Source organism: Roseateles depolymerans, from assembly GCF_003387155.1.
Classification (GTDB): domain Bacteria; phylum Pseudomonadota; class Gammaproteobacteria; order Burkholderiales; family Burkholderiaceae_C; genus Roseateles; species Roseateles depolymerans.
Genome location: NZ_QUMT01000001.1, coordinates 1 through 16687 on the forward strand (window position 1 = coordinate 1; position 16687 = coordinate 16687).

At 65.9% G+C, this 16687-nt stretch carries 16 protein-coding genes and 1 rRNA gene; 5 read left to right on the forward strand and 12 right to left on the reverse strand.

From position 1 onward, the window contains the following. Positions 1-93, forward strand: a 5S ribosomal RNA gene (gene rrf, locus DES44_RS26105); the annotation flags it as partial. Positions 94-274: 181 nt separating this feature from the next. Here the strand turns inward: rrf and DES44_RS00005 are convergent. Together DES44_RS00005 and DES44_RS00010 are read right to left on the reverse strand one after the other, a co-directional pair. Beyond that, complete coding sequence (locus DES44_RS00005; protein WP_058936748.1) at positions 275-1285, reverse strand: MBL fold metallo-hydrolase; 1011 nt, start codon at positions 1283-1285, stop codon at positions 275-277. Between the two features lie 18 nt (positions 1286-1303). Continuing rightward, positions 1304-3031: a long-chain-fatty-acid--CoA ligase gene (locus DES44_RS00010; RefSeq protein WP_083525905.1), complete on the reverse strand. Its 1728-nt coding sequence runs from the start codon at positions 3029-3031 to the stop codon at positions 1304-1306. A gap of 244 nt (positions 3032-3275) precedes the next feature. On the opposite strand from DES44_RS00010, the gene DES44_RS00015 reads away from it, so the two are divergent. Further along, the gene (locus tag DES44_RS00015; protein WP_058936747.1) at positions 3276-4259 is read left to right on the forward strand and encodes an esterase/lipase family protein; all 984 of its coding nucleotides are present in this window, start codon (positions 3276-3278) and stop codon (positions 4257-4259) included. Here the strand turns inward: DES44_RS00015 and hppD are convergent. Next, positions 4192-5316: a 4-hydroxyphenylpyruvate dioxygenase gene (gene hppD / locus DES44_RS00020; RefSeq protein ID WP_058936746.1), complete on the reverse strand. Its 1125-nt coding sequence runs from the start codon at positions 5314-5316 to the stop codon at positions 4192-4194. The genes DES44_RS00015 and hppD overlap by 68 nt on opposite strands. A gap of 120 nt (positions 5317-5436) precedes the next feature. Here hppD and DES44_RS00025 point away from each other — a divergent pair, with 120 nt between their 5' ends. Beyond that, entirely contained in the window at positions 5437-5919 is a 483-nt protein-coding gene (locus tag DES44_RS00025; protein WP_058936745.1) for an Lrp/AsnC family transcriptional regulator, read from the forward strand. Positions 5920-5996: 77 nt separating this feature from the next. Here DES44_RS00025 and DES44_RS00030 read toward each other — a convergent pair whose 3' ends face one another. The 3 genes from DES44_RS00030 to DES44_RS00040 all read right to left on the reverse strand — a co-directional run bounded on the left by DES44_RS00030 (position 5997) and on the right by DES44_RS00040 (position 7506). Further along, a complete protein-coding gene (locus tag DES44_RS00030; RefSeq protein WP_233441625.1) occupies positions 5997-6875 on the reverse strand; it encodes an HDOD domain-containing protein in 879 nt (292 codons plus the stop codon). 117 nt (positions 6876-6992) lie between these two features. Beyond that, positions 6993-7253 (reverse strand): hypothetical protein, encoded by a 261-nt coding sequence (locus DES44_RS00035; protein WP_147306904.1) that lies wholly within the window; start codon positions 7251-7253, stop codon positions 6993-6995. 67 nt (positions 7254-7320) lie between these two features. Continuing rightward, on the reverse strand, positions 7321-7506 hold the full coding sequence (locus DES44_RS00040) for a hypothetical protein (protein ID WP_058936742.1): 186 nt from the start codon (positions 7504-7506) through the stop codon (positions 7321-7323). 499 nt (positions 7507-8005) lie between these two features. Between DES44_RS00040 and DES44_RS00045 the strand changes: the two genes are divergently transcribed. Beyond that, positions 8006-8437 (forward strand): beta/gamma crystallin domain-containing protein, encoded by a 432-nt coding sequence (locus DES44_RS00045; protein ID WP_058936741.1) that lies wholly within the window; start codon positions 8006-8008, stop codon positions 8435-8437. Between the two features lie 12 nt (positions 8438-8449). Here DES44_RS00045 and DES44_RS00050 read toward each other — a convergent pair whose 3' ends face one another. Together DES44_RS00050 and fusA are read right to left on the reverse strand one after the other, a co-directional pair. Continuing rightward, positions 8450-9112, reverse strand: coding sequence for a hypothetical protein (locus DES44_RS00050; protein WP_058936740.1), 663 nt, complete (start codon positions 9110-9112; stop codon positions 8450-8452). A 101-nt stretch (positions 9113-9213) separates the two neighbouring features. Next, positions 9214-11307 carry an elongation factor G gene (gene fusA, locus DES44_RS00055; protein ID WP_058936739.1) on the reverse strand — a complete coding sequence of 698 codons (2094 nt, stop codon included), beginning with the start codon at positions 11305-11307 and terminating at the stop codon, positions 9214-9216. Positions 11308-11679: 372 nt separating this feature from the next. Between fusA and DES44_RS00060 the strand changes: the two genes are divergently transcribed. Continuing rightward, complete coding sequence (locus DES44_RS00060; RefSeq protein ID WP_198164847.1) at positions 11680-12861, forward strand: PQQ-dependent sugar dehydrogenase; 1182 nt, start codon at positions 11680-11682, stop codon at positions 12859-12861. A gap of 108 nt (positions 12862-12969) precedes the next feature. Here DES44_RS00060 and DES44_RS00065 read toward each other — a convergent pair whose 3' ends face one another. The 4 genes from DES44_RS00065 to ftrA all read right to left on the reverse strand — a co-directional run bounded on the left by DES44_RS00065 (position 12970) and on the right by ftrA (position 16620). Next, positions 12970-13479 carry a GNAT family N-acetyltransferase gene (locus tag DES44_RS00065; RefSeq protein ID WP_058936738.1) on the reverse strand — a complete coding sequence of 170 codons (510 nt, stop codon included), beginning with the start codon at positions 13477-13479 and terminating at the stop codon, positions 12970-12972. Positions 13480-13607: 128 nt separating this feature from the next. Continuing rightward, on the reverse strand, positions 13608-14240 hold the full coding sequence (locus DES44_RS00070) for a GNAT family N-acetyltransferase (protein WP_058936737.1): 633 nt from the start codon (positions 14238-14240) through the stop codon (positions 13608-13610). 136 nt (positions 14241-14376) lie between these two features. Further along, positions 14377-15570 carry a GGDEF domain-containing protein gene (locus DES44_RS00075; RefSeq protein WP_058936736.1) on the reverse strand — a complete coding sequence of 398 codons (1194 nt, stop codon included), beginning with the start codon at positions 15568-15570 and terminating at the stop codon, positions 14377-14379. A gap of 102 nt (positions 15571-15672) precedes the next feature. Continuing rightward, a complete protein-coding gene (ftrA, locus tag DES44_RS00080; RefSeq protein ID WP_058936735.1) occupies positions 15673-16620 on the reverse strand; it encodes a transcriptional regulator FtrA in 948 nt (315 codons plus the stop codon). Positions 16621-16687: the final 67 nt, after the last annotated feature.

Here is a 16687-nt window from a genome sequence, read left to right on the forward strand (position 1 = left end):
GGTCCCACCCCTTCCCATCCCGAACAGGACCGTGAAACGACTCAGCGCCGATGATAGTGCGGATTCCCGTGTGAAAGTAGGTCATCGTCAGGCTATTAACCCTGCAAACCCCCTGAACTCCAGCAGTTCAGGGGTTTTGCTTTTTGTGCGTCAAAACTGAATGGTGCAACGGAAACTGGCCGGGGCAGGGCAGGGGCGTTGAGATAGCGCAAACCATCCGATTAACGCTGCAACTCAGCGGTTATCTACCGAGCACTTTGAGCTCAAACCAGACTCAACCCGCCTTCAACCAATCGCCCCTGCCGGCGTTCGCATCCACCACCAACGCCCTCGCGCGCAGAAGTTCCTGGATCAATGGACGGACCCATTCCGCACGACCGGCCTCACGCAAAGCGTCCCGGCCGTCCGGTCCGCCTTCGGCAACATGCTGAATCCTGGCGAAGATCGGCGTCTCCCCCGCCCACCGAACCAAGTCGTCAGGACAGATTGCCCCCGACTCCATCACCTTGAATACCATCAGCGCCTTGGCCGCATGCAGCGCATGGCGGCACGGTTCACGCCGAAAATGGGTCAGACGGGCGCGCGCCTTCGACAGTGCTGCGGAGACGTCGGTGAACGGCGCCCCATGCCCTGGAATCACCGAGGCCGGTTGCAGGCCTTCAATCAGATCCAGACTCGCCTCCACTTCGGCGAAGGCATCCCGCCCCTGAAGCTCTGGAAACACGATGCCGAAGCCGTTCTCCCAGAGCGCATCCGCTGAGATGACCACCCGGGTAAGTGGATCAAACAGAATCACCGAGGCCGGATCGTGTCCCGGCGCCGCATGGATCTGCCAGCGGTCAAAAGGCTCCGGCAAGTGGCTTCCCGGCATCAGGCGCCCTGTTGGCGCAAACCGCTCGCACCACTGCCCGGTTTCCTTGAAGCTCAAGCGACTCTCGTCCCACTTCGCAGCCGCCTCAAAGTCGCCCGGCGGAATAAGGACCGGCGCGTTGAACCTCGCGGCCACTGCTGCATTCCCGCCGCAATGATCTGAATGCAGATGAGTGTTGAGCACCGCGACCAGGCCGCAGCCTTTCGTCACCTCCTCAATCAGGGCCACCGTCTGCGCGGCATGCCGCACATGCCCCGTGTCCACCACGACGGCAACGCCCGCAGGAGCGTCCGGATTCCCACCGTGAGAAGGGTTGCCAGGCGCAGCCGAAGCAGGCGCCCGTATCACGATGTTGTTGGAAGACAGCCACCCGCGCTCCAACACCACCACACCAGGCACCCACTCCATCGCCATGGCCGCGCTATTCCCTGATCAGTGCTGCCGCAGCTCCCGCCGCAGGATCTTGCCCACATTGGTCTTCGGCAGGTCATCCCGGAACTCGATGTATTTGGGGCGTTTGTAGCCCGTGAACTGGGCATGGCAATAGGCGCTGAGGTCTTCCTCGGCCAACGCGGGATCCTTCTTGATCACAAACAGCTTCACCGCCTCCCCCGAGTGGGGATCCGGCACCCCGACCGCCGCACACTCCAGCACGCCGGGGTGCATGTTCACCACCTGCTCGATCTCGGTCGGATAGACATTGAAGCCACTCACCAGAATCATGTCCTTCTTCCGGTCCACGATGCGGGTGAAACCCTGCTCGTCCATGACGCCGATATCGCCCGTCTTGAAAAAACCATCCGGGCCGATCGCCTGCGCCGTTTCCTCCGGCCGATTCCAATAGCCCGCCATCACCTGCGGTCCGCGGATGCAGATCTCGCCGCGCTCCCCCAGCGGCACATCCCGGCCGGCGTCGTCGCGGATCGCAATCTCGGTATTGGGCACCGGCAACCCGATCGACCCGTTGAAACTGCTGAGGTCCAGACGATTCACGGTGGCCACCGGTGACGTTTCCGACAACCCATAACCTTCCACCACCGCGCACCCGGTGATGCGCTGCCATTTCTCGGCAGTGGCCTGCTGCACCGCCATGCCGCCGCCATTGGAGATGACCAGCTCGCTGAAATCCAGCTTGGCAAACGCCGGGTCATTGGCCAGCGCGTTGAACAGCGTGTTGACCGCCGGGAACATATTGACCTTGTAGTTCCGCAAGGTCGCAACGAAGCCAGGAATGTCGCGTGGGTTCGGAATCAGCAGGTTCATCATCCCCAGCCGCGCCCCCAGCATGTAGCAGGCCGTCAGCGCGAAGATGTGATACAGCGGCAGCGCGCAGACGATGGTGAGCGGCCTATTGCCGAGCTTGCCCAGCATCGGCGAGAACCAGGCTTCGCTTTGCAGGATATTGGCCACCACATTGCGATGCAGCAGCGTCGCACCCTTGGACAGGCCGGTGGTACCGCCGGTGTATTGGAGGAATGCGGGATCGTCGGCTCGCAACGTGACCGGCTGCAGTTGAGCATGCGCGCCCTGGGACAGGGCCTGCTTGAAGCGCGTCACGCTGCGACCTTGTGTCATCGGCAACCGGAACTCCGGCACCATCTTCTTCAAATGCCGAACCGCAAAATTGATCAGCGGCCCTTTCAGCACGCCCAGCATGTCGCCCAGCCCCGTCAGCACCACATGCCGCACCTGCGTGCGTTCAATGACCTCGGACAAAGTCTTCGCAAAATTCTCCAGGACGATGATGGCTTCCGCCCCCGAATCCTTGAGTTGATGCTCCAGCTCCCGCGGCGTGTACAGCGGATTCACGTTCACCACCACATACCCCGCACGCAGGATGGCGGCAATGGTCACCATGTACTGCAGCACATTGGGCATCATGATGGCCACCCGTGCGCCCTTGGCCAGCCCGCGCCCCTGCAGCCAGGCACCCAGCGCCCGGGAATGCTCATCGACCTGCGCGAAAGTCAGCCGCTGGTCCATGCACACCGCCGCATCCCGGCCAGCATGCACACGGAACGCCTCTTCCAGTAGCTCCACCAGCGAGCCATAGCGATCCAGCGGAATCTCAGCCGCCACGCCTTGCGGATAACTCGCCAGCCAAGGCTTGTCGGCATAGGTCACGGTCGGTGTTTCAGCAGTCATGGTCACAGCAGTCATGTCTCCGTCGCTCTCTTTATGCGCCTCGGGCGGAAGGTCCCCCAGGCAGTATGAAAGCCTATGCTCGCGGCACAGGGCGGTTCGGGCAAAGGGGGTTGCCCTAAGCCCACCGTCACCTTAATGACAGGCCTGCGTTCGAGGCACAAGTTGCCCCTGAAACCTCCGATCAAAAAGTCTGCTGGACAGGGCAGGTCACTCGCGGCCCCTACACTTCGCGCACTTCCTCTGCGCCACGTGCTCCCTGATGAACGGCCATATCCATCGTTTCACTTCCCTGTTCCGCTGGCTGGTGGGACCCCTGTTGTCCGCCTGGGTGGCCTCCCGCTACGGAGCCGGGGCCGGATTGGCCGTCCTGGCGATCTTTGTGGCCGGCCCGGCGCTGGTGATGCTGCCGAGCTTTCTGGCTCTGCGGTTCTTCCCGCCGGCGCCTGGTCTCCCTGCCGCCGCCTGGCGTGACCTGCTTGCCGCCTGGTGGCGGGAGGTCATCGCGGTGACGCGGGTCTTCAACTGGGACCAGCCCTGGAGGGCCCAACGTTTCCCGGACCATCTGCCGGCCGACACGCGCGCGCCGCGGGGCGTGATGCTGCTGCACGGCTATAGCTGCAATCGGGGGTTGTGGAATGCCTGGATGCAACGGCTGCGCGCCGATGGCATTCCCTACATCGCGGTGACGCAGGAGCCGGCCTTCGGGTCCATCGACCTGTACGCACCGACGATCGACGAAGCGATGCGCCGCCTGCAGGCCCTCACGGGCACACCGCCGCTCATCGTGGCGCACAGCATGGGCGGCTTAAGCGCCCGCGCCTGGTGGCGCAGCGTGGGCCATGCGCCCGACCGCATTCACCGCATTCTGACGTTGGGAACGCCGCATCGCGGCACCCTTCTGGCGCGGCTGGGCTCTACCGTGAACGCACGGCAGATGCGGGACGACTCCCCCTGGCTGCTCCAGTTGGCCGAGGAAGAGCCACACAACCTGGGCGGTCACTTTGACTGTCTCTACGGTCATTGCGACCAGATCGTCTTCCCGTCCGAGACCGCACTGCTACCGGGCGCGAGAGAGCTGCATCTGCCGGCCCGGGGCCACCTGCAACTGGTGTTCGAACCCCAGGCCTACGACCGCGCGATCCAGTTGGTCCACGCGGCGCCGGTCGATCCGGGGATCAGGCCTCAGCCTTCAGCACCCCGCGCCGGATCTGATCCAGCTCGATACTCTCAAACAATGCCTTGAAGTTGCCTTCACCGAAGCCTTCATTCCCCTTGCGCTGGATCAGCTCAAAGAAGATGGGGCCGATGACTTCCTTGGTGAAGATCTGAAGCAGCAACTCATGCGGCGCGCCCTGATGAGCGGCGCCGTCGATGAGGATGCGCAGCCGGCGCAGTTCATCCAGCGGCTCCTGATGCTCCGGCAGCCGCTTGCTGACCAGGTCGTAGTAGGTGTCGATGGTGTCCTGGAACTGCACGCCGGTGGAAATCATCCCTTCCACCGTCGCGTAGATGTTGTCGGTGCCCAGCGCCACGTGCTGAATGCCTTCGCCGTGATAGAGGTCCAGGTATTCCGCGATCTGGCTCTTGTCGTCGCTGCTTTCGTTGATGGGGATGCGGATCTTGCCGCACGGGCTGGTCATGGCCTTGGACTTCAGACCGGTCAGCTTGCCTTCGATGTCGAAGTAACGGACCTCGCGGAAGTTGAACAGGCGCTCGTAGAACTCCGCCCATTCCTTCATGCGACCCCGGAACACGTTGTGGGTCAGGTGGTCGATGTAGGTCAGGCCATGGCCCTTGGGTCGCGAGGCCACCGGCTGGCCCTGCTCATCGAGCAGCGGCACGAAGTCCACGTCATAGATGCTGATGTTGCCGATCTCGCCGGGTGCCGCACCGTTCTTGCCTTGCCAGCGGTCCACGAAATAAATCAGCGAATCCCCGATGCCCTTGATGGCCGGGATATTCAGCTCCATCGGGCCGGCCTTGTTATCAAAGCCCCAGGCGCCCAGTTCCAGTGCGCGACGATAGGCAAAGGCGGCGTCCTTCACGCGGAAGGCGATGGCGCAAATGGAAGGACCGTGCAGACGGGCAAACCGCTGCGCGAAGGCATCGGTCTCCGCATTGACGATGAAATTCACATCCCCTTGCCGGTACAGCGTGACATTCTTGTGGCGATGCCGGGCGACCGCCACGAATCCCATCGATGTGAACAAGGCGCCCAGGGCGGCCGGATCCGGTGCGGCGAATTCGATGAATTCAAAACCGTCGGTGCCCATCGGGTTGTCCCAAGGGGTGAAAGCCATGCGAGTCTCCAGAATTGTCGAAAATCAATTCGTGAGACTGTAGGCGTCGGCCCTCGCAGTTTTCATGCGATATGAAGCCTGGCGGATGGATCTGCGCAGGAATCCTGCAAGAATGGCGCCATGGACAAGCAGATCGAGCTTGATGCGATCGACCGACGCATCCTCCACGCCCTCCAGGCGGACGGCCGCATGACCTATGACGCGCTGGCCGCGGAAGCCAACCTGTCGGCGTCTGCCGTCCTGCGACGAGTGCGCCGCCTGGAAGAAGCGGGCGTGATCGCGGGCTACGTGGCTCTGCTCAACCCGGAGCGGGTGGGCCTGGGCCTGACCGCCTACATCAATGTCCGGCTGGAAAAGCACACGGAGAGCCACAAACGCAACCCGATGGATCTGTTCCGGGCGGCCGTGCAAAGCTGGCCCGAGGTGGTGGAGTGCTCAGCGCTGACCGGGGACATGGACTACCTGCTGCGGGTGCTGGTGGAAGACATGTCTCACTACGCTCGGTTCATCACCGAGACGCTGCTGAAACATCCCAGTGTGCAGGACTGCAAGACCAGCTTTGTGCTGGACCGACTCAAGAACACCACGGCACTGCCCGTATAAACGGTGACCGGTGGCCGACGATCGGTGACTAGCAACCAACGACTAGCAACCAACGATCAGCGACTGACCTCTGGCCATCAACCAGGCGTCCCGTCCAGTTCATGCAGCAGCTTGAGCGCATGAGCAGGGGAGAGCGTCAGCAGCTCCCCAATCTCCGCCAGGTCGTCTGGAATGGCGGGGTTCTCCCACCCCAGCGCCGTGTGCCGCGCCAGCCTCACGGCCAGCATGACGCAGCGGACCTGCGGGTCCCGCGCCTTCTTGTCGTTGGTAATCTGTGCCAGCAGTTCTGGCAGGTGCCAGGCCTTCATCAGGGCCTGCTCGAGATCGCCCAGCTCGATGTTCAGCACCTGCCGCTGTGCGGCGGTGCTGCGCAGCCCAGGCTGCGCCGCCTGCAACTGCTGGATTTGAAGCGCCAGTGCCGGCGCCTCGCACCACAACAGCATCTCCGAGAAGTCATGCAGCAGCGCGGCGCTGTGGATCACCTCCGCATCCGGATCGGCCCGATGCGCGGCGAAGCCCAGCGCAAATCGCGCAGCCCGTTCGGCCCGCAGCAGCACGCGTTGCAGACCGGCCAGGGCCTCGGGGCGACCGGCCAGCCGCTCTTCCACGGTGGGCTGCGGCCCGAAGGCCTTGAAGAAAGGGGTGATGCCCAGGAGCACCAGCGCGGCAGTGACCGTTTCTGCGTCGGTCAGCAGCCGGCTGGAGCGCTGCGACGCGGCATGCGCCAGCAGCTTCAGGGTCATGAGCGGATCCTTGTTCAGGATCTCGCCCAGCAGATGGGCGTCTGCGGCGTCCTCATTGGATCGCCACAGCTCCAGCTGCTCGCTGGTACTCGCCAGGACTGGAATAGTCATATGGCGAAGGTGGGCGGTCCATGCGGCCAGGTCGCGAAGCGGCTGCTCCAGCATGGGCTGGGCCGGGGGTGCCGGCGCAGGAAGAGGAGGCAGTTCGCTCATGATCGGGCTGGGCCTTGTGGGCAGTGACGCACGGGGTGCTCTGATCGTATATCGGCTCCGCATCCGCCAGCTTGATGCCCACAAGCACGGCGATGAGGGCGATCCACACGGGCGCCATCACAGACGCCGGACGCCCGCGAGGGTGCCCACCAGTTGACCGTTGACATAAAGCGCGCCGTGTTCCGACGCGCCCGCCCCGAGCGCACTGAACTCCAGAAGGGGTTCTGCCATCGCCTGCCGAGGAGCCGGCGCCAGATGCCAGGCCCAGCGGATCAGCCGCCCGCCCAGCTGGAGCAGGCGACTGGCAACAACTTCCCGCCACCCGCGGGGATCGGCCAGACGACGATGGGCGTCGGCCATGCAAATGATCGAAGACATGGGGATCTCCCTGGGCTGCCTCCCTGACGCCCGGGGATGTTCCTCCGGGGGCCGGGAGCTCAGCCGTTCATGGACTGAGTTCGTGCATGTGCCGCAACTCGCGTTGCAGCGTCTGCTGGGCCTGCTGACGTTTGGCGCCGGCGCATGGGCCATGTCGGCCGGCCGCGCGTTTCAGGCTGGGGGCCACATGCGGATTGCGTGGCTTGCGCATCGTCAGCGTCTGCTGGGCGCGTGGTGAGGTGAACTTGGCCATAAGAAGCCTCCTGGTGATGACAGCGGTGATGGAACAAGGGCGGATGTGGCAGTGCGCTTAAGCACCGGTCCGCCTCAAAAGTTGCGCAAATGATAAACACTCGATTATCAAGCGCAAGTGGTTTTTATCTAGTGTTGTCGCTGGCCGACGGGACGTGGCAGGGTTGTCGTTGGAGCTGCCGCATTGGCGAGATCACATCCCCAGAGTGATTGCGCAATCGCTGCGTGCGCAGGGCTGAACCGTCAGCGACTGCCTAATACACCCTTGACGCGCAGGCAGCTCGGCCCACGGCGTTGTCGCTCCGGCACTGGCTTGATTCGCTCGGCCCGGAGGGCACAAACCCTGCAATGCCCAATTGCCATCCCTACCTCAGAGACTTGAGCGTCCACAGAACGGAGTCGAGAATGAATTTCGACCGTTCCCTCAGGAGATCGCCTTGGCCGATGTATCAAGTGATCAACGTTTCTCCAGCTCGCGCTCGAGGTGCTGGCTCCAATCGATGGCTCTCGCAGCGGTACCCGCCGTGATGTTGTCGTTCTGTGCTGGCGCCGCGGCGCAGTGCACCCCCACGACGCCGCCAAAAGCTTGCAACGACGTCGTCGGCATCGGTGTTGACGAGAACGGGAGAGAAGTTCACGGCCCGAATGAGACCGGCCAATTCACTGGCCGTGACGGTGCTTGCTACGCCTACGAGCACCGCGGCTTTCACGGAGACCGATACACCCTGGGGCGAAAGAAGATGGCCAAGTACGTCGGCGGCAAATTCAACGACAAGATTTCGTCGTTCAGAGTCTCGCCAGGCTGCAAGATCGTTGCCTGGGAACACCGCGACCAGAAGGGGGAGGAGATCACCTTCAACAGCGATGCGGAGTACGTCGGTGACGCTTGGAACGACAGGATTTCATCCTTCGCCTGCCGGTGCCCGCAATAGAACCGTGCCCGCTCAGCGCTTCTTAGGCTTGAGCGGTGCCACGCTCTGCTGCAGCTTGCGCCACGCGTCCGCTTCGGAGACGCCGGAAGCAGCAGCGGCCCCCGCTGGCTTCCCGGCCGCAGAACCTGACGCCGACTTCCCCGCAGCACCAGCCCCAACGCTCGCCCGCCCCGCTGCACCCCCCGCAGCAGGCGCAGGCGCGGCCGATGCGGCCCCGGGCGTCAGGACTTCCCCCAGCAGATCCAGCAAGCGCGTCCGCGCCCGCTGAGGATGCCGGCGGTAGTAGGTTAGCACCAGGCCAACGATGAACCGCTCATCATCATCCTGCGGCAGTCCGGGCGACGGCTCCGGCGCGGCGCCAGGTGTCGCCATCGAGAGGGTGGAGGCACCGGCCGTGCCGCCGCTGGCCCCCCCGTGCTCCTGATCCATCCACCCCATGGGCTTGTGGCTCAACTGCTCGAACTGGCGCGCCAGCCGCTCGCCGATCTGCCGGGAGCGGCTCTTGATCTGGCTCCAGTAACTGGGCTGGATTTGCAAACGCTCCGCGAAGCGCCGCTCCAGCCCGCGCAGAGCGGCGGCATCGGGGTGCTTGACGGTGGCGGCAACGAATTCTTCGAAGAGGCGCATCGCGTTGTCCAAACGGATCTGCGCGACGTCGCGGGGGGCGGAACACATGCCGGCATGATAAAGCTTCGTTCACCAGGCCCCGTCCGACTGCGTCAACAGCCGCACGCGTCCTGAGGCTTCCCCCAATCACTAGCCGCTATTGCTAGCCGCTATTCGTCGTCCTGCACCTGATGCTGCGACGCCAACTGCGCCTGGACCGAGGGCGGAACCGGCTCATGATGGGACAGTGCCACGGTGTAGCGGCCCTGGCCGCTGGTCAAGGCATTGAGCCGGTTCTGATAGCTCGAAAGCTCAGCCATCGGCGCCGACCCCAGCACCACGATCTGACCGGGCACCGGGCTGCGTGTACCCGTCACCTGGCCGCGCCTGGCGGCGAGGTCCCCGGTGATGTCGCCGGTGGCGGCGGCGGGCGCGGTGATCTCCACCGTCACGATCGGCTCCAGCACCAGGGGCCGGGCCTCCTTCACCGCGGCCACCAGCGCCTTGCGGGCGGCGGTGATGAAAGCCACCTCCTTGGAGTCCACCGCATGGTGCTTGCCGTCGAGCACCGTCACCCGCAGGTCCTGCAGCGGATATCCGGCCACCACGCCCCGTGCCAGCGCCTGCCGCACGCCTTTTTCCACCGCCGGCATGAAGGCGCCGGGAATGGCGCCCCCCTTGACCTCATCCTGGAACTCGAACCCTGCACCCCGGGCCAGCGGTTCCACCCGCAGCCACACCTCTCCGAACTGCCCGGCGCCGCCGGTCTGCTTCTTGTGCCGGTAATGACCTTGCGCCACCGCGGAGATCGTCTCCCGATACGCCACCCGTGGCGGCTGGGCCACCACGTCCACCTTGTACTGCTCCTTCAGCCGCTCCAGCAGGGAGCGCAGATGCAGGTCGCCCAGTCCATAGACCCGCGTCTCGCCGGACTGTGCGGAGCCGGCCTCGGGATCCGCCGCGCGTTCCAGGCGAAGGCAGGGATCCTCCTCCACCAGGCGGGACAGCACATCCCACAGGCGCTGCTCGTCGCCGTGGCGGGTGGGGCGCAGGCTCAGGCCGTGCACGGGGATCGGCAGCTCCACCGGCGCCAGATGCAGATGCTCGTCTTCCGGCGCGTCGTGCAGCACCGCATCGAAGTGCAGCTCGTCCAGCTTGGCCAGGGCGCAGAGCTCACCCGGCAAGGCCTGCTCGATGTCCACATGCTGGCGCCCCTGCAAGCGCATCAGATGGGCCAGCCGCACCGGCTTGCGGGCATGCCCCACGAACACCTGGGCATGGCGCCTGAGTGTGCCCTGATGCACCCGCAGCATCGCGAGCTTGCCCAGATAGGGGTCGGAGAGGATCTTGAACACATGGGCCACCACATGGGCCTGCGGATCCATCGTCACCTGCAGGGGCTCGGCCTCATCGCCTTCGCCTTTGAGAAACTGTGGCGGGTTGGCCTCGTAAGGATTGGGCAGCAGCTTCTCGATCACGCCCAGCAGCTCACTCAGGCCCACGCCCTGGCGGGCCGACACAAAACACACCGGGATCAGATGCCCTTCCCGGAAGGCTTGCTCCAGCGGCGCATGCAGCTCGGTGGCGGGCACATCGCCGTCGTTGAGATAGCGGTCCACGAAGGCCGGGTCCACTTCCACCACCTGCTCCACCAGTGCCCGGTGCGCGTCCTCGACCGATCCCAGGTCCCCGCTGCCGCTGCAGCCGAAGAAGCAGTCCACCACCTGGGTCCCGCCGGCGGCGGGCATGTTCAGCGGCAGGCATTCTCGGCCGAAGGTCTCGCGCACCTGCGCCAGCAACCCCGGCAGATCCACCCCGGGCACATCGATCTTGTTGATGATCACCAGCCGCGTCAGCCCGCGCCGGGCCGCTGCTTCCATCATGCGCAGCGCCATCAGCTCGATGCCGGTCTGCGCATTGATCACCACCGCCACCGTCTCCACGGCTTCCAGCGCGGGCAGCGCCTGGCCGATGAAATCCGGGGACCCCGGCGTGTCCAGCATCTGCAGGTGAAGACCGTCGTGCTCGACGTGCAGCATGGCGGTGTGCAGCGAGTGCTGGGCCCGCCGCTCCTGCGAGTCGTCATCGCTGACGGTGCTGCCTTTTTCGACGGAGCCGACGGTCTTGACGGCACCGGCCGCATGCAGCAGCGCCTCGGCCAGCGTGGTCTTGCCGGCGCCGGCCGGGCCGGTCAAGGCCAGGGTTCTGATGGACGCAATGGCATCCACTGGCCCCGATGGGGTCAGGGCTAAGGATGGGGACATGGCTCGCTCCTCTCGCTGTCGTGCGTTGTGGAAGGTCTCGGAGCCTGGATGCTGATGCCTGATTGCGGCCAGCGTAGAGGATGCGCCGCTGCGGCACAAGGGTCCGGCCGCTGCCGCCAACGGCGTGCTGTCCCTGGAACCGAGGAAATCCCGTGGCCGGCCGCAGAAGGAGAGGGCGCAGGAGCCGCCCGATCGATCCAGGCTCGACATAGACTGCGCCTTTCAACCCGACCCCACCCAACCCAACCAGGAGTGACGACAGTGATGGTGATGCGGCAGGCAGGCAGCCTTCAAAACAGCAGTGGTGCACCGACCGGCGTCGGCCCGCAGAGGGACACGATGCCGCGCGCCGGGCGCCGCAGGACCGTGTCGATGCTGCTGTCTGGCCTGCTGTCCGGGCTGGGGCCCGCGCTGACGCTGTCCACCCTGGCCGTTCTCATCAGCCCGCCTGTGCTGGCCGCCCCACCGCTGATGCAGGACAACGCGGCGGCCGACAAGGCCGAAGCGGAGATCCCTTTGCAGACCCTGTCCACGGGCCTGGACCGTCCCTGGGGCATGGCCCAGCTGCCGGGCGGTGACCTGCTGGTCACGCAAAAGGGCGGTTCCCTGCTGCGCCTGTCGGCCACCGGCAAGACGCTGGCCACCATCAGCGGCGTGCCGGCCGTTGCCGACAAGGGCCAGGGCGGCCTGCTGGGCATCGCCATCGACCCGGACTTCAGCAGCGGCAGCCCCTGGGTCTATCTGTCGTATTCCGAACCCGGTGCAGGCAAGGAATCCGGCCTGGTGGGCACCTCGGTGGCCCGCGGCAAGCTGGTGGGCCAGGCCCTGGTCGATGTGCAGGTCATCTTCAGCCAGCAGCCCAAGGTGGACGGTGGGGGGCATTTCGGCTCGCGCCTGGTGTTCGCGCGCGACAAGACGCTGTTCATCACCACGGGCGAGCGGATGAAGGGCGAGCCGTCGCAGGACCTGATGCAGACGCTGGGCAAGATCATCCACATCCAGCGCGACGGCAGCATCCCTGCGGGCAATCCGGACTTCGGCAAGCCATCCCGTCCCGGCATCTGGAGTTACGGTCACCGCAACGTCCAGGGTGCGGCGCTGCATCCGGTCACCGGCGAGCTGTGGATCAGCGAACACGGCCCGCAAGGCGGCGACGAAATCAACATCGCCCGGGCGGGCAAGAACTATGGCTGGCCGGTGAAGAGCTACGGCTGCCCGTATGGCTCGCCGGTCGGGGAGGCCTGCCGTATCGGCGGCGGGACTCAGGCCCCGACCTTCGAGGAACCGTTGACCACCTGGGTGCCGCTTTCCATCGCCCCCTCGGGCCTGACCTTCTACACCGGTGCCATGTTCCCGGCCTGGCGCGGCAACCTCTTCCTGGGTGCGCTGGGCGGCCAGGCGCTGTGGCGGCTGACGCTGGACGGGGACAAGGTCGTGGCCCGGCAGAAGCTCTACGGCAGCCTGGGGGAACGGATCCGGGATGTGATCCAGGCGCAGGACGGCGCGCTGCTGATGCTCACCGACAGTGGCAAGCTGCTGCGGTTGGCGCGTTGAAGCCCCGCTGCGGGCCCCTTAGGCCGCTAAATGCCGCTATAGGCCACTACGGGCCGCTACGTTCCGCTACGGCCCGCTGCCGCCCGGTACGGTCGCGGCGCTGTCCGCTCAGTCCAGCAATTTCCAATACACCGCCGTGGCGTGCAGCGTGCCGTCCGGGTTGGCGGCAAAGCGCGGAATCTCGCCGGTGCGTTGCCAGCCCTGAGACTGGTAGAAATGCTCGGCGGGCGACTGGGCCGTGGTGTCCAGCACCAGCAGGCTGAGGCCGGCCTCGCGGGCGGCGGTTTCAACAGCGGCCATCAGCTGCACGGCGACGCCGCGGCGGCGCGCCGACGGATGCACCATCAGCTTCTGCACTTCGCCACGGTGGCGCCCATTGGGCTTGCCGCAGAGGGACAACTGCACCGTGCCCAGCACCTGCGAGCCTTCGTGCAGCAGCCACAGCCGGTGCCGCGGCCCGATCTGGTCGAAGACCTGCTCCCAGTAGTCCCGCATCTGCGGCTCGTCCACATCCGCCAGGAAGCCGAGGGAGGCGCCCTCGTCCACCACCTGGAAGAACAGCTCTCCCAGAGCCGGCATCCAGTCACGGTCCTGTGCAGTCAAGGTGATCAAGGGCATGGGGGAGGGGCGCCACCGAAGGCGCAGAAAGGTTCAGAAGGGCCCGCAACGGTCCAGGACGGGCGCCCGCGGCGGCACGGAATGAGCCGCGGCGACGTACGGGGCGAGGGCCCGCCGCCTCCAGTCGTTCAGACCAGGTGAGGCAGGCGCTTGTAGTAGATGGCCACATTCTGCAGCTGACCTTCGGCGCCGTGGCAGTGATCCGGAATCTGGCCGGCCCGCTGCCAGCCCAGATGGGCAAACACGGCTTCGGCCTGAGAGTCCGCGCAGGTCTCCAGCTGGAGCAGGTAGCGCCCTTGCGTGGCGGCCGTGCATTCCACCCGGCTCATCAGATGGCTGGCCACGCCCCGGCCCCGTTCCTGGGTGTGCACCATCAGCCGCTGCACCTCCCCACGATGGTGCGCATTGGCCAGCGGGCACAGTGACAGCTGCACGGCGCCCAGCAGGCGCCCGGGCGCTTGCGACTCGCAGGCGATCCACAGGCTGTGATGCTGGCCCAGCCGGGCGAACACCCCGTGCCAGTAATCCAGCGCTGCGTAGCGGGACAGCGGGGCGAGGAATCCCAGGGTGGCGCCCTGATGGACGTTGTCGATCAGCAAATGGGTCAGCGCCGGCAGCCACTGCAGGTCACGCGAGTTGAGCTGGACGATCTGGATCGGTGCGCGCTGCTCGGCGGGTGCCAGCAGGGCGTCGCTGGCCTTGGCACTGGCGCCACGGGCGGCGCGGACAGGAGCGGAGACGGAACTGAGGGCAGCAAACATGAACGGGCAACTCCAGGTCGAAACGACTTGTCCGTCTTGTGGACGGGACCTGGAAAACCCTGACGCAAGCCGTGTGCCAGCGCACCCTCCGGGCGGGCGCTTTTGTGCAAGGGTGGGCGGTATTCGCGCGATGGATTCAGGCGGATGCCGCGATGCTCAGCTCGGCCTCGAGTCCTGGCTCTGCGCAAAGCCGTGCCCGACCCTGATGCTTGGCGGCGTAGAGGGCGGTTTCCGTGCGCTGCAGCAGATCGTCCAGATTGCGATCGCCGGGGCGAAGTTTCCCCCACCCGGCGGAGAAGCTCAGCGGCGCCCCGAGCGTCGGGCCTGCGGCCTCCTGCAGCGCATGGCGCAGTCGCCGGTCCAGGGCAGGGGGGCCGACCAGATCGGAACGTGCCATCAGCACGGCAAAGCGTTGACCGTCGATGCGGGCCACCAGATCACCCAGGCGTTTCTGCTCATCCAGGCAGCGGGCGAACAGCTGGATGGCCTGATCGCCCTTGTCTTCGCCCAGGGTCTGGTTCAGGGTCTTGAGCCCGTCCAAATCCATCACCAGCAGCATCAGCGGCTCGTTGTAGCGCCGGGCCATGGAGATCATGTCCACCGACCGCTGCTGGAAAGCGCGGCGGTTGGCAAGGCCGGTGGCGCTGTCCACCTGGCTGAGCCGGCGCAGTTCCGCTTCTGTCTGGCCGCGCCAGGCCACCAGCACTGCCATGCCGACGGTCAGCACGCAGACATTGGCCGTCACGGCGAACACCGTGTTGAGCGGATGCGGCGCATCGAAGCGGGGCAGGGCATCGGCGCCCATGCCGGCCAGCCAGGCCCGGGCCAGATTGAGCAGGCCGGCGCCTCCCAGGCTCACGGCCAGCAGCAGGCGCCAGCGCAGGTGGTCCGAGGGGGCGCGCTTGATGACGGGTTTCACGGGCTGCATCACGCTGGCTGCCAGCGCCAGCATCTGCAGGCCCAGGCATCCGTTGGACCATGCCAGCCGAAAGCCTTGGTCGCGCCATCCCAGCCCATAGCCCAGCATCAGCACCATGGGCAGGCCTGCATGCAGCCAGCGGCCCCAGCGGTCCGGCAGCCACTGTCGCGTGGCCATCCACAGCAGGCTCAGACTCAGGCTCAGCAGTCCCAGCGCCAGGGTGGCGACCAGCGCATGCCCTTCGGGCGGCAGCAACAGCAGGGCCCAGCCGGCGGCCTGGGTCGCTGCGGCCAGCTGTGCGAAGCGGGCGCCGGGGCTGTCCCGCCAGCCCAGTTGCAGGGGCAGCAAAACGGCCAGTGCCAGGGACAGGATCAACAGCAGGCTGAAGAGCGTCGGGACGTCAAAGCGCATCGCAAAGGGGCTGACCGCGAGGGCCTGCCAGGATGGAGCTGCCCCATTGTGGCCCCACCGTGCCCCCGCTACCGACCCGGTGGGCCCCCCACTTGACGAGCGTCATCCGAATTGGCGACGGTAACGAGAGGGGGCGGGCAGGCCGAGGCGTCGGAAGTGATGGCGCAGCGATTCTGGCGACCCGAGTCCTGACAGATCGGCCACGGCTTCCACGTCGAGCGCGGGGCGAGTTTCCAGCAGTTCCTTGGCCAGTGCGACCCGTTCCTGCACCAGCCAGTCCATCACGCCCATGCCGGTGGCTGCCTTGAAGTGCCGCTGCAGGGACCGTTCACTCATGTCCACATGACGGGCGAGCGTCGCCACCCGATGGTCCTCTCGCGGATGCGCGCGCAGATGGGCCTGCAAACGGGCCATGGGGCTATCGCTGCTGCTGGGCATTGGACGCGGCACGAACTGCGCCTGCCCGCCATCTCGCTGCGGCGCCATCACCAGCCGCTGGGCCACCGCATTGGCCACCGGGCTGCCGTGATCCTTGCGGACCAGATGCATCAGCATGTCTAACCCCGCCGCTGAACCTGCGGACGTGATGACCGTCCCTTCGTCGATGTACAGCGCCGACGGGTCCACCTCGATCAACGGAAACGCTTCGGCCAGTTGCTGCGCGTAGCGCCAATGCGTCGTGGCGCGGCGACCGTCCAACAGTCCTGCATGGGCCAGCACAAAGACGCCGGAACAGATGCTGCAGACGCGGGCGCCTCTCGCATGGGCCTTCTGCAGCGCCCGAAGCAGGGCCTCGGGCGGGCGTTCACGGGCATCTCTCCACCCGGGCACCACGATGGTGTCTGCCCGCCGCAGCATGGCGAGGGAATAGGGGGCCTGGACCTGCACCCCGCCGGTCCCGCGCAGCGGGCCTGGCTCAACGGCACACACCGCATGCCGATACCAGTCCACGCCGAGCTCGGGCCGCTCCAGCGCGAACAGCTCCACGGCGCAGCCGAACTCGAACATGCACAGACGGTCGTAGGCGAGGATGGCAACGAGATGCGGCATGGCGGGATCTTACCGATCCCTGTCGCGCGCGCCACTGGCCCGCCCGGTGATCCAACGAGACACTGAC